General features: G+C 74.2%; 10 protein-coding genes. 5 read left to right on the top strand and 5 right to left on the bottom strand.

All coding sequences use genetic code 11. The annotated features are described in order from the left end of the window. Positions 1 to 101: 101 nt before the first annotated feature. A complete protein-coding gene (locus AVW11_RS19075) occupies positions 102 to 572 on the bottom strand; it encodes a MarR family winged helix-turn-helix transcriptional regulator (RefSeq protein ID WP_076044881.1) in 471 nt (156 codons plus the stop codon). 367 nt (positions 573 to 939) lie between these two features. Here AVW11_RS19075 and AVW11_RS19070 point away from each other — a divergent pair, with 367 nt between their 5' ends. Next, on the top strand, positions 940 to 2,442 hold the full coding sequence (locus AVW11_RS19070; protein ID WP_076044879.1) for an FUSC family protein: 1,503 nt from the start codon (positions 940 to 942) through the stop codon (positions 2,440 to 2,442). Here AVW11_RS19070 and AVW11_RS19065 read toward each other — a convergent pair. Beyond that, positions 2,432 to 4,729 carry a HelD family protein gene (locus tag AVW11_RS19065; protein WP_076044877.1) on the bottom strand — a complete coding sequence of 766 codons (2,298 nt, stop codon included), beginning with the start codon at positions 4,727 to 4,729 and terminating at the stop codon, positions 2,432 to 2,434. The two genes, AVW11_RS19070 and AVW11_RS19065, sit on opposite strands and share 11 nt — an antisense overlap. A gap of 142 nt (positions 4,730 to 4,871) precedes the next feature. Here AVW11_RS19065 and AVW11_RS19060 point away from each other — a divergent pair, with 142 nt between their 5' ends. The 3 genes from AVW11_RS19060 to AVW11_RS19050 all read left to right on the top strand — a co-directional run bounded on the left by AVW11_RS19060 (position 4,872) and on the right by AVW11_RS19050 (position 7,988). Then, a complete protein-coding gene (locus tag AVW11_RS19060) occupies positions 4,872 to 5,462 on the top strand; it encodes a GNAT family N-acetyltransferase (RefSeq protein ID WP_076044875.1) in 591 nt (196 codons plus the stop codon). A 263-nt stretch (positions 5,463 to 5,725) separates the two neighbouring features. Beyond that, positions 5,726 to 6,862, top strand: a complete 1,137-nt coding sequence (locus AVW11_RS19055) for a nitric oxide synthase oxygenase (RefSeq protein WP_060179026.1) — start codon at positions 5,726 to 5,728, stop codon at positions 6,860 to 6,862. A gap of 55 nt (positions 6,863 to 6,917) precedes the next feature. Next, positions 6,918 to 7,988, top strand: coding sequence for a lactonase family protein (locus AVW11_RS19050; RefSeq protein WP_076044873.1), 1,071 nt, complete (start codon positions 6,918 to 6,920; stop codon positions 7,986 to 7,988). Positions 7,989 to 8,055: 67 nt separating this feature from the next. Here the strand turns inward: AVW11_RS19050 and AVW11_RS19045 are convergent, their stop codons facing one another. From AVW11_RS19045 to AVW11_RS19035, 3 genes are all read right to left on the bottom strand, one after another. Then, positions 8,056 to 8,970 (bottom strand): sirohydrochlorin chelatase, encoded by a 915-nt coding sequence (locus tag AVW11_RS19045; RefSeq protein WP_076044871.1) that lies wholly within the window; start codon positions 8,968 to 8,970, stop codon positions 8,056 to 8,058. A gap of 96 nt (positions 8,971 to 9,066) precedes the next feature. Continuing rightward, the gene (locus AVW11_RS19040; RefSeq protein ID WP_030657563.1) at positions 9,067 to 9,753 is read right to left on the bottom strand and encodes a uracil-DNA glycosylase; all 687 of its coding nucleotides are present in this window, start codon (positions 9,751 to 9,753) and stop codon (positions 9,067 to 9,069) included. Between the two features lie 11 nt (positions 9,754 to 9,764). Beyond that, positions 9,765 to 10,856 (bottom strand): WD40/YVTN/BNR-like repeat-containing protein, encoded by a 1,092-nt coding sequence (locus AVW11_RS19035; protein WP_060179024.1) that lies wholly within the window; start codon positions 10,854 to 10,856, stop codon positions 9,765 to 9,767. A gap of 226 nt (positions 10,857 to 11,082) precedes the next feature. Between AVW11_RS19035 and AVW11_RS19030 the strand changes: the two genes are divergently transcribed. Further along, positions 11,083 to 12,426 (top strand): wax ester/triacylglycerol synthase family O-acyltransferase, encoded by a 1,344-nt coding sequence (locus tag AVW11_RS19030; protein WP_076044869.1) that lies wholly within the window; start codon positions 11,083 to 11,085, stop codon positions 12,424 to 12,426. Positions 12,427 to 12,496 lie beyond the last annotated feature (70 nt).

Raw genomic sequence — 12,496 nt, 5'->3', positions numbered from 1 at the left:
GGTACCGCAAAGACGATTCCTCGGTGCAGTCGACCTTTGGGAAAAACAGCGGCCGTTTCAGGCCAACCGGCCCCTGTAGCGGTAGGGGTCGAGCCCCTCCCTCACGGAGAGTCGCCGGTGCCGACCGAGGCCAGCGCACCCGACAGCCCCCGAATGATCTCGGCCGTTCGGTGCACCTCCGCTTCGCCGCCCAGGCTCTCGCACAGGTGCCGGGCCAGCTCGGCCAGACAGGAGTCGATCTCCCGCTTCGCCGCCGCGCCCCGCTCGGTCGCGGCGAGCAGTTTCGCCCGCCGGTGCGCCGGATTGTCCAGGTACACCGCGAGCCCCTGGGACACGAGCAGATCCGCTATGCGCTGCACGCTCTGCCGGGTGGTCCCCACGCGCCGGGCCACCTCGGAGACCGACAGGGACTCGTCCGTCACCGTGCTCAGGACCTGCCAGCGTGCCGCGCTGAGCCCGAACGACAGCGCCAGCCGGTCGACGGCCGCGGTGAACCGCCCGTTCAGCCGGAAGACCGCCACGGCGGCCCGGCTGAACGCCTCGGCCTCCCCGGATTCCGATGTACGCGTCAACGCCGGCCCCCTTCCGTACCTCTTCCGGGTCGCTGCACGATAACAGCGCGTGGTCGCACGGACGAGAGCCGTGCGCGGCCGGAACGAGGCCCCGTCCGCGACTGCTCCGTTGGTAGATCCATGGCCCGGGGAACTCCCCGGTAACCATGCCAATGGCCCTGCCCAAGGGTCCCGAGTTGAGCCAGTGGGCCCCCAGGTGCTTATCTGTGTCGTATCCATGTACTTACGGCGCCGCGCAGCGCCGGACGGCAACGAGGCCGCTTCGGAGCGCGGCGCCTTCGCCGTGCCCGTCCGCAGCCCACCACCCCCGGGCCGCGCCGGGCCGGCGCGCACCACTGCAGGGGGGCGGCACACCGCTGTGAAGAGGATGTTCGTAGCTCCGGATCCGGGGCGGATGAGGCTCAGGACCGCGGCCCGCGCCGTGATCGGCGTCGGCGCCGCCGTCGCCCTCGCAGAAGTCTGCGGTCTGTCCCTGACCGCCTCCATCACCGGAGGACTCGCGGCCCTGCTCGCGCTCTTCACCGTCACCGACGCGAGCGTGCGCCGCCAGGCCGTCACCACCGCCCTGCTGCCCGCCGCCGGATTCCCGGTACTGGCCCTCGCCACCGCCCTGCACGGCGTGACCCCGCTGCGGGACGCCGCCTTCGTCCTCGTCGTCTTCTGCGGGGTCTACGCCCGGCGCTGGGGCCCGCGCGGGCACGCACTCGGGATCTTCGCGTTCATGAACTTCTTCGTCACGCAGTTCCTGCACGCCCTCCCCGGGCAGCTCCCCGAGCTCTACGCCGCCGTGGGCCTGGCCCTCGCCGCCGCCGCGGCCGTGCGCTTCCTGCTGTGGCCCATCGAGCGGCGCACCCCGCCGCCCGCCGCCCCCGCGCCGCTGCCCGGCCGCGGCCTGGCCCGGCACACGACCCGCCAGGCCTTCCAGGCGACCGCCGCCTGCGCCGTCGCCCTCGCCGTGGGCCAGGTGCTCTCCGAGGACCGCTGGTACTGGGCCGTCGGCACCGCCTGGTGGATCTTCGTCAACACCGCCTCCCGCGGCGAAACGCTCGTCCGCGGCTTCCGCCGGGTGCTGGGCACCGTCGTCGGCGTGGCCGCCGGCGTACTGATCGCCATCCCGCTGGACGGCGCGCCCGTACCCACCGCCCTCCTGGTCGCGGCCTGCGTCTTCGGGATCTTCTACACGGCCGCCGTCTCCTACAGCTGGATGATCCTCGCGGTCACCCTGATGGCGGGGCTGCTCTACGGCCTCCTCGGCGTGCTGGACCCCGGCCTGCTCGTGCTGCGCCTGGAGGAGACGGCCGTCGGAGCGGCGTGCGCCGCGCTGGCCGTCGTCCTCGTCCTGCCGGTCACCACCCACGCCACGAACGACGCCTGGATCCAGCGCGCCCTGCACTGCGTGCACGCCGCCACCGCCCAGGCCACCGCCCGCCTCGCGGGCTCCCCGACGGCGGACCCCGCCCCGCACGCCGCGGAGCTGGAGACCCTGCTGGCCCGGGTCCGGATGGCGCTCGCCCCCCTGGTCCACCCGCTCAGCCCGTTCCGCGCCCGCAAGGCCCGCGCCGGCCAGGTCATCGCCCTGCTGGACGACTGCGCCCGCGAGGTGCGCGGCCTGGTGGCCGTCGCCGCCGACCCGGACGCCGGCCACGACGCCCGCCTCGCCGCGGCCTGCTGGCGCGTCGAGGCGGCCGTGCAGGCGCTGACCGCCGGCGAACGGGAACTCCAAGACTCCGCCGCGGCGGACGCCGGCGCGCCGCCCGCGGCCGCCACCGGGCCCGCGCTCGCCCACCTCCAGGGCCTGGAGCGGGCCCTCAACGAACTGGCGACCCCGCTGGGCAGCGACCCGAAGGCGCCGTTCGCCGTCAGCGCCTGAGCAGCCCGCCCCAGGCCGGCGCCCGCCCCGCGGGCGTCCGGCCGGGGGAGTGGACCACGCCCAGGGCCTGGGTGGCCCGCGTCAGCGCCACGTACAGGTCGCTCGGCTCAAAATCGGCCGGCTCCACCACGATCACCGTGTCGAACTCCAGCCCCTTGGCCTGGCGCGGATCCAGCAGGACGACCTCCCGGGTCAGATCGGGTTCCGCGCCCTGTCGCACCCCCGGCAGTACGCCGGCCAGCGCCCCGTGCAGGTCCCGCGGCGCGATCACCGCGAGCCGCCCCTCGGCGGGCCGCTCCCGCCGCACCGCCTCCGCGACCGCCCCGGCGAGGTCGTCCGCCGCCCGCGCCCACGGCCGCACCCCGGTGGCCCGTACCGACCGCGGCGGTTCGAAAGCGGGATCGCGCTCGCGCAGCACGGCCGCCGCCACTTCCATGATCTCGGCCGGCGTGCGGTAGTTGACCCCGAGCCGGACCAGCTCCCAGCGCCCGCCGACGTACGGCGACAGGATCCGCTCCCAGGAGCCGCAGCCCGCCTCGTCCCCGGTCTGCGCCGGATCGCCGACCAGCGTCATCGAGCGGGTCGGACAGCGCCGCATCAGCAGCCGCCACGCCATCTCCGACAGCTCCTGTGCCTCGTCCACGATGACGTGCCCGAAGGCCCAGGTGCGGTCGGCCGCGGCGCGCTCGGCGGTGCTGCGGTGGTCGGCCTCCTCGTGGCGCTCCGCCATCCGCTCGGCGTCGATGATGTCGTGCGCGGCGAGGTACTCGTTCTCCTCGTCCTCGAACTCGTACGACTGCGAACCCGCGGAGACGTCCAGCACGCCCTGCGCGTACGCGATGCGCCGCTGCCGCTGCCGCTCCTCGGCGGCCCGCAGCGCGCTGTCGTCCTCCCCGAGCAGCTCGGCCGCCTCGTCCAGGAGCGGTACGTCGGCCGGGGTCCAGTCGGGGCGCGCCGACGGCGCCCGCCGGACGAGCAGGGCCTCGTCCGCGGGCAGGTGCGTGGGCTCCGCCAGGAAGTCGGCGATCAGCTGCTGCGGGGTGAGCGAGGGCCACAGCGAGTCGATCGCCGCGTGCACGGCGCGGCTCGTCGCGATCTCCTTGCCGAGCTGGGCGACGTCGTCCGGACCGAGCAGGTTCGGCCCGCCGTACGGATCGGCGCCCAGCCGGTCGGCGAGCTGTGCGGTGAGCGCGTCGATGATCCGGAAGGCGAACGTCGGCCGTGCCTGGTTGTGCGGCAGCCCGGTGGCCCGGGCGCGGTCGCGCGCCTCGTGGGCCATCGTGCGGTCCAGCAGCAGGGTCCCGTAGTCGTCGTGGTCGATCTCCAGCGCGGGTTCGGGGACGGTGTCGTACTCCTCGCCGGTGGCCGCCGGCACGTGTTCGGGCAGGCACTGGCGGTCGGCCACGACCCGGGCGAGGACCTGCGCCATCGCGGCGCGGCCCTTGACGGCGGCGGCCCCGGGGCGGTCGGTCCCGGTGGCGTGGACCCCGGGGAACAGCTCGCCCGGGGTGGACAGCAGCACACCCGTCTCGCCGAGCGCCGGGAGCACCCCGCCGATGTAGCCCAGGAACGCCGGACCCGGTCCGACAATGAGCACCCCGCGTTTGGCGAGCAGCTCGCGGTGGGCGTACAGCAGGTAGGCGGCGCGGTGCAGGGCGACCGCGGTCTTGCCGGTGCCGGGTCCGCCCTCGACGACCAGCACCCCGCGGTGCGTGGAGCGGATGACCCGGTCCTGCTCGGCCTGGATGGTCCGCACGATGTCGTGCATGCGGCCGGTCCGTGCGGCGTCGAGCGCGGCCAGCAGCACGGCGTCCGCGTCGGCGCCCTCGTGGCCGGTGCGCTCCGCGTCGGTCAGGTCGAGGATCTCGTCGTGCAGGGCGGTGACCACCCGGCCCCGGCTGCTGATGTGCCGGCGGCGGCGAAGCCCCATCGGGGTGTGCCCGGTGGCGAGGTAGAAGGGGCGGGCGACCTCGGCCCGCCAGTCCAGGACCAGGGGCGTGCGCTCCGTGTCGTCGGCGCGGATGCCGATGCGGCCGATGTGGTGGTCGCGGCCGTCGGAGAACTCCAGACGCCCGAAACACAGGCCGTTCTCACCGGCATTCAGGGCCGACAGCAGACCGGACTGCTCGGCCACCATGACATCGCGCTCCAAGCGCGCCTGAAAGCCGGTTCCGACGTCGCGCAATGCCCCTTCGACCGCCTGTTCGGCCTGGTCGCGCAGGTCGTCGAGGCGCCGATAGAGATCGGTGACGAATTGCTGCTCTTTCCGGAATTCCTCGGTTGACAATTGCACTCCCGCCGCGATACAGTGTCCTCGTAAGCTTCTATGTCGGCATCACTCGAAGTGAAGTCGCGAACTATTCAATATACGCCTTCTCCTCCCTCGGCAGCGAATTCGTCCGGGGGATTTTTTGCGTACGGTGGATCCCATGACCACCGCAGCGCACGGCTCCGCCGACGGGATCGTCTACCGCCTCGCCCGCCCCGAGGACGCGGGCGCCATCGAGGCCCTGGACAGCTCCTTCACCACCTCCACCGTCTTCGAGGTGACCCCCTCCGGTGACGGCTCCGGCTTCCGGCTCCGCGAGGTCCCCGTCGACCCGCCCGTGCACAAGGCGTTCCCGCCCGAAGAGCACGACGAGCAGGAGTTCGCCGGCGCCCGGGGCCCCGACGTGGACGCCGACACGCGCACCTTCGTGGCCCTCGACGACGGGGAGCTCTGCGGGTTCGCCGCCGTCGGCTACGCCGCGTGGAACCGGCGGCTGACGATCGAGGACATCGAGGTCGCGCCCGCCCACCGGGGCCGCGGGATCGGCAGCGCCCTCATGCGGCGCGCCGCGGAGTTCGCCCGCGAACGCGGCGCGGAACACCTCTGGCTGGAGGTCAGCTCGGCCAACGCCCCCGCCGTGCACGCCTACCGGCGCATGGGGTTCGCCTTCTGCGGTCTCGACACCGCCCTCTACGGGGGCACGCCCTCCGCGGGCGAGCAGGCGCTGTTCATGAGCCGGCCCTGCCGCTGACCCGGCCCGTCCGGCCGCCGCGCCACCCGCGCGCCGGTGGTGCGGGCGACTCCTGACGAACAGTCAACTGGCTTGATGCGCGGGATTCTACGCCTGTGCGCCTGCTGTCCGCAGCCCGATCGATGAGGATCACCCGGAGGAGTGTTCCGGGAGCTCATGCCACACCCCGCTGACCTGCGGCAGGTACAACGGGTAATTGTTTACTGCACATTCATCCGGCACGTACAGGGTGGATCTGGTCGGACAGGGGGTAACCCGCCGGAATGGAAATTCTTCAACAGCGCTCCACCACCGCTCAGGTGTGGCAGGCGGCCGAGGAGTTCATCCGACTCTTCCACAGGGAGAACGCCGGCGCGGGTGATCCGCGCGCCCGGCTCGCCGCCGTCAGGGCGGAACTCGCGGACACCGGTACCTATGTGCACACGGCCGAGGAGCTGGTCCACGGCGCGCGCGTCGCCTGGCGCAACAGCAACCGCTGCATAGGCAGGCTCTACTGGAACTCGCTGCGGGTCCGCGACCGCCGCGGGCTCACCGACGCGGACACGATCGCCGCCGAGTGCTTCGACCACCTCCGCGAGGCGACGAACGGCGGCCGCGTCAGGCCCACCATCACGGTGTTCGCCCCGGATGCCCCGGGCCGCCCGGGGCCGGTCATCTGGAGCGAGCAGCTCGTCCGGTACGCCGGCTACGGCGACCACCCCTCCATAACCGTCGGTGACGCCCGCAACGCGCCGCTGACCGAGGCCCTGCTCCGACTCGGCTGGTCCGGCGGTGCCGGCACCCCCTTCGACCTCCTCCCGCTGGTGGTCCAGGGCGTCGATGACAAGCCCCGCTGGTTCGACACCCCCGCGGACGCCGTACTGGAAGTACCGATCGACCACCCCGACGGCGACGGCTGGGCGGACTGGGGCCTGCGCTGGCACGCCGTCCCCGCCATCTCCAACATGTGCCTGGAGATCGGCGGCATCCACTATCCGGCCGCGCCCTTCAACGGCTGGTACATGGGCACCGAGATCGGCGCCCGCAACCTCGCCGACACCGACCGCTACAACCTCCTGCCCGCCGTCGCCCGCCGCCTGGGCCTGGACACCTCCAGCGACCGCTCCCTGTGGAAGGACCGCGCGCTCGTCGAGCTCAACCGGGCGGTCCTGCACTCCTTCGACCGCGCCGGAGTCACCATCGCCGACCACCACAGCGAGTCCCGGCGCTTCCTGTCCCACATGGAACGCGAGGAGCGCAAGGGCCGCGAGGTCGGCGCGGACTGGTCCTGGATCGTGCCGCCGATGTCCGGCGCCGCGACCCCGGTCTTCCACCGCACCTACGAGGACCGCCCCAGCAGCACGGCCTACGTCCACCACCCCGGCGCGCAGGAACGGGCCCGGGGACGGGATTTGGTCTAGACCTTCTGTTACCGTCGGCTCCGGACGGATCCGAAAGCGGTGAGAGGGGTTTCCTGTGGTCGGCGCGGACAGCACGGACCGAAGCGGCGAACACCGGGCCTACATCGGCTCCTTCACCTCGGGGGGCGGCCGCGGTGTGACCGTCGCGGCCGTGGATCCGACGACCGGGGCGCTGACCCCGCTCTCGGTCGCCACCGCCGAGGATCCGTCGTACCTCGCCCTCGCGCGGGACACCGGAGTCCTCTACGCGGTGAGCGAGACCGAGCGGGGCGAGGTGGCGGCATTCCGGCCCACCGCCGGGGGCCTCGCCCCGCTCGGCGCCCCGGTGCGCGTCGGCGGCTCCGGACCCACCCACGTCAGCGTCGCCGGGCGCCGCCTGCTCACCGCCAACTACACCTCGGGAAGCGTCAGCAGCCTCGCGCTGGCCGCCGACGGCCGCCCGCGCGGCCCCGCGCGCGTCCTCTCGCACCGCGGCTCCGGACCCGACACCGCCCGGCAGGAGGGTCCGCACGCCCACCAGGTGCTGCCCGATCCGACCGGCCGCTGGGTGCTCAGTGTGGACCTCGGCACCGACTCGGTGCGGGTCTGTGCCCCGGACCCGGTCACGGGAGAGCTGCGGGTGCACGCGGAGACGGCGCTGCGCGCCGGGACCGGGCCCCGTCACCTGGTCTTCCACCCGGAGGGCGGCGCGGTCTACGTCCTGCACGAGCTGGAGCCGCAGGTGACCGTCTGCCGCTGGAACAGCGCCTCGGGGCACCTGGAACCGGTCGGCGAGGTTCCGGTGGCCTCCACGGGCGCTTCAGGGGCCGCACGGGCGTACCCCTCGGCGGTCGTGGCCTCACCCGACGGGCGGTTCGTCTGGGCGGCCGTCCGCGGGGTCGACGTGCTGGTCACCCTGTCGCTCGCCGACGGGCCGGACCGGCCGCGGCTCACCGGCACCGTGGACTGCGGGGGAGCGTGGCCGCGGGACCTCGCCGCGGACGCCGCCGGGAGCCGCCTGTACGCGGCCAACGAGCACTCGGGCGACGTCACCTGGTTCGACGTGGACCCGCTGACCGGACAGCCGCACAGGGCCGGCTCGCTGGCCGTGCCCGCCGCCACCTGCGTGGTCCTCGGCCGGCCGTGACCGCGCGAAGGCCCCCGCCGTGCCGGGAGCGCCGGTCGGCGGGGGCCTTCGCGTGAGGTCGGGCGGGTCAGTGCGCGGGCGAGGCCTGCGGGATCCCCAGAGCCGCGGTGTACTGCGCGACGGCCAGCTTGCCGAGTGCCGGGTAGGCGCCGAGCACCTCGGCGGTGGCGCAGTCGGCTTCCTTGCAGGCGGTGTCCAGCAGCCCGTCGGCGGCCTCCGGGCCGATCAGGTACGGGGCGAGCGCGAGCTGGGTGGAACCCTCGCGGCGCAGCTGCTCGGCGACCGCGGCCACCGAGCCCTCCTGGTCCAGCGCCGCGGCCTGGACGGGCACGGCGAGGCGGGCGGCGAGCAGCATGCCCGTGATCCCGGCGGCCTGCACGGCCTCCTCGCCACCGGTGGTCGCCAGGACGATGCCGTCGGCGGCGGTGGTCACGGTGAAGAGGCGGGCGCGGTCGGCGCGGGCCAGGCCGGCCTCGGAGAGGCGCACGTGCAGGCCCTCGGCGAGCAGCGGGTGCGGGCCGAGGACGTCGGCCAGCTCGGCGGCGGCGGAGGAGTCCATCAGCGCCTGGCGCATCCGGCGCAGCAGGTCGCTGTCCGGGCCGGCCAGCAGCGGGACCACCACGGCGTCCGGGCCGGACTGCTCGGGCACCTCGTGGCCGGCGGCGCGGGCGAACTCCGTGCGCGCGGTCCGGTCGGCCGCGACGGCGCTCAGCACGCCGGACAGGGACGGGAACTCGGAGGCGTCGTCACCCTCGAGGAAACCGATACGGGCGTCGAGGCCCGGCAGCTCGGAGCGGCCGATGCTGATGATCTCTTCCGCGAGCCCCCGCGAGGCGGCCGACGGCGCACCGGGCACGGCGAGTACCAGCGCGGGCGCGCCCTCGGGCGCAGCCGCGGGCTCGGGCCGGCGGTGCCGTCCGGTCGGGCGGGGTCGCGGCATTCGTACGGGCAGGCCATTTGCGGGGCCGGTGGGGGAGCTCATGGCGCCGCATGCTACTGGCTTATCGGAACAAGGTGTTCGGGCAGGGCCTTCTCGTGCCGCATCTGTCCGTATTTATCCGGTGAATTGCAGATACGCTCAACTGACGGACGGCAAGCGCCAGTCCACAGGCTGTGAACCCTGGCCCACCAGAAGCTCGTTCGTCCTGCTGAACGGCCGGGAGCCGAAGAATCCGTAATCCGCCGACTTGGGAGAGGGGTGCGAGGACTCCACCACGGGCAGGTCGCCGAGCAGCGGCCGCAGATTGCGCGCGGCGCGGCCCCACAGGATCGACACCAGCGGCTTGCCGCGGGCGGCCAGCGCGCGGATGGCCTGGTCGGTGACGGCCTCCCAGCCCTTGCCCTGGTGCGCGTTCGACCGGCGGGGCGCCGTCGTGAGGGAGCGGTTGAGCAGCAGCACGCCCTGCCGGGTCCACGGCGTGAGGTCGCCGTTCGCGGGCCGGCCCGTCCCTATGTCCCGGTGCATCTCCAGGAAGATGTTGTCCAGGCTCGGCGGCACCGGCCGTACGTCGGGGGCCACCGAGAAGGACAGGCCCACCGCGTGCCCCGGAGTGGGGTACGGGTCCTGGCCCACGATGAGGACCTTCACCTCGTCGAAGGGCTGCTGGAACGCGCGCAGCACATTGGCCCCGGCGGGGACGTAGGTCCTCCCCGCCGCGATCTCGGCTCGCAGGAAGTCGCCCATCGCGGCGATCTGCGTCGCCACCGGCTCCAGAGCGCGGGCCCAGCCCGGCTCGACGATCTCGTTCAACGGTCGTGCTGCCACGGTGGATCACTCTACTGGCCGATCGTCGCCGCCCGCACGCACAGGACGTCCGGCAGGTGCTCGGCCAGCAACTGCCAGCTGTCGCCGTCGTCGTGGCTGGCGTACAGCTCGCCGTTGCGGTTGCCGAAGTAGATTCCCGCCGGGTCGGCGTCGTCCGTGCACAGCGCGTCCCGGAGCACCGTGCCGTAGTGGTCGGAGTCGGGCAGTCCGCGCGTCAGGGGCTCCCAGGTGGCGCCCGCGTCCTCGGTGCGGAAGACCCGGCACCGGCGCCCGGCGGGGACGCGGTCGGAGTCGGCGTTCAGCGGGAAGACGTAGGCGGTGTCCGGCCGGTGCGGATGGGCTGCCACCGCGAAGCCGAAGTCGGAGGGCAGCCCGCCGCCGATGTCCGTCCAGCGGCCCCCGGCGTCATCGCTGCGGTAGACGCCCCAGTGGTTCTGCAGGTACAGCCGGTCCGTGTCCCCGGCGTCCCGGGCGATCTTGTGGACGCACTGGCCGAACTCGGGGTTCGGATCGGGCAGGAACACCGCCGAGACGCCGTCGTTGGACGGCTTCCAGCTCGCGCCGCCGTCCTCGGTCCGGAACACCCCGGCGGTGGAGACGGCCACCGTCACCGTGTCCGGGTCGCGGGGGTCGGTGAGCACCGTGTGCAGGCCCTCGCCGCCCCCGCCCGGGACCCACTTCCCGCGGGTCGGGTGCTCCCACAGCGGGCGGACCAGCTCGAAGGACTCGCCCCGGTCCGTCGAGCGGAACAGCGCGGCCGGCTCCGTCCCGGCGTAGACCACGTCCGGGGCCTCGGGCCCGGCCGGCTGCAGCTGCCAGACCCGCTCCAGCGAGGCGCCGGTGTCCTGGGGGAACTTCACGGCCGCCCTGGCCGGCTCCCGCCAGGTGGCCCCCAGGTCGTCGGACGTGAAGACGGACGGGCCCCAGTGGGTGCTGTCCCCGCCGACCAGCAGCCGGGGAGCCGGCCCCCGCCGGTCCACGGCCACGGCGTAGACGGCCTGGGCGTTGAAGTGGGGCTCGCCGAACTCCCACGGCCCGTCCCCCCGGCGGCGGCCGATGAACAGTCCCTTGCGGGTTCCCACGAGCAGCAGTACGTCGGCCATGGCCGGCACCTCCGGACCTCGTCGTCCCCCCGCGCTTCGTCCCTCGGGGAGCGTCTTTCCGGCCAGTCTGCACCCGACCCCCGACAGCAGCCCGGCGGACGCCGCGCACCTCACATCGGATGATCTATACCGATCATTTACCGCTCGGAAATGATTGCGCCTTGCATGGGGGTGTTCGCAATGGGTTGACTTCAAGCCACTGCTTGCCGCGCGTGAGAGGACGTATGTGGCCACCGAGCACCTGTCTCCGCTCGACCTCGCCTTCTGGCGGATGGAGTCCGCCGACCACCCCATGCACCTCGGCGCCCTCGCCGTCTTCCGCGCCGCCGGACCCCCGGGCTCCGGCGACGCGGGGCACGCCGCCGACCGCGCCGCCGCCCTCCTCGCCGCGCGCTGCGCGGCCGTGCCGGGCCTGCGCCGCCGGATCCGGGACGTGCTGCTGCCCCTCGGCGCCGCCGCCTGGTCGCCGGACCCCGCCTTCGACCCCGCGCGGCACGTCTTCCTCGTCCGCACGGACCGCACCTGCGTGCACGAGGCCGCGGGGCCGCTGATGGCCCGCCCGCTGGACCGGGAGCTGCCGCCCTGGGAGGCGCACGTGCTGGCCGGACCGGACCCGGACTCCTTCGCCGTGCTCTTCAAATTCCACCACGCGCTCGCCGACGGCCTGGGCGCCCTCGCCCTCGCGGCTGCGCTCTTCGACGAGGTCCCGGGCCCGCGGGCTCCCGCGCGCCCGCTCCCGGGGCAGCGGGCCGGCTCCGTCCTGAGCCGGATCCCGACAGCCCTGGCCGCCCGGGTCCAGGGTGTCGGCCAGGCCCTGGAGATCGGCGCCGCCGTGGCCCGCGGCGGGCTGCCGCTCGGTGTCCCGGCCGCGCTCACGGCCGGCCCCGCCGGTGCGGGCGGCCGCACCGTGGCCGGTCTCGCACTCGACCTCGACGAGGTCAACCTGATCCGCAAGGGGGCCGGCGGCACCGTCAACGACGTGCTGATCACCCTGGTGGCGGGTGCGCTGCGGCGCTGGCTGGCCGAGCGCGGCGACCCCGAACCCCTGGGGGCCGGGCCGCGGGCCCTCATCCCGGTCTCCCGCCGCCGCGGCCCCCGAGGCGGTGAAGGCGCCGGGAACCGGCTCTCCGGCTACCTGCTGCGGCTGCCGCTCGCCGAGCCCGACCCGCTGCGCCGGCTGGACCGCGTACGGGCCGGCATGGACCGCAACAAGGACGCCGGCCCCGCCCGCGGCGCGGGGGCCGTCGCCCTGCTCGCCGACCACGTCCACCCGCTCGGCCACCGGCTCGGCGGCCCCCTCGTAGCCCAGGCGGCCCGGCTGCTCTACGACATCCTCGTCACCAGCGTCCCGCTGCCCGGCATCACCTTCTCCCTCGGCGGCAGCCGGGTCCACGAGGTCTATCCGCTGGCCCCGCTGGCCCGCGGCCAGTCCCTCGCCGTCGCGGTCTCCACCTACAAGGGGACGGTCCACTACGGCCTGGTCGCCGACGGGGCCGCCGTCCCGGACCTGGCGGCGCTGGCCGGGGCGCTGCGCGCGGAACTCGACGCACTTGTACGAGAGGTCTCGTAGTACGAGGAGGTTCGTAGTATGGTGTTCCTCGTACTTAGCCGCCGATCCCGGCGCGCCCGGTGACCTCTGG

Origin of the sequence: Streptomyces amritsarensis (assembly GCF_001953875.1) — a bacterium.
Taxonomy (GTDB): Bacteria; Actinomycetota; Actinomycetes; order Streptomycetales; family Streptomycetaceae; genus Streptomyces; species Streptomyces amritsarensis.
Note: the sequence above shows the minus strand (reverse complement) of the source record. Positions and strands in the feature narration are given on the sequence as shown.

Bases quoted from the DNA above. Each gene is read 5' to 3' on its own strand.
- AVW11_RS19035 (WP_060179024.1), bottom strand. From the start codon at position 10,856: ATGGCCGACGTACTGCTGCTCGTGGGAACCCGCAAGGGACTGTTCATC.
- AVW11_RS19070 (WP_076044879.1), top strand. From the start codon at position 940: ATGTTCGTAGCTCCGGATCCGGGGCGGATGAGGCTCAGGACCGCGGCC.
- AVW11_RS19055 (WP_060179026.1), top strand. From the start codon at position 5,726: ATGGAAATTCTTCAACAGCGCTCCACCACCGCTCAGGTGTGGCAGGCG.
- AVW11_RS19060 (WP_076044875.1), top strand. From the start codon at position 4,872: ATGACCACCGCAGCGCACGGCTCCGCCGACGGGATCGTCTACCGCCTC.
- AVW11_RS19045 (WP_076044871.1), bottom strand. From the start codon at position 8,970: ATGAGCTCCCCCACCGGCCCCGCAAATGGCCTGCCCGTACGAATGCCG.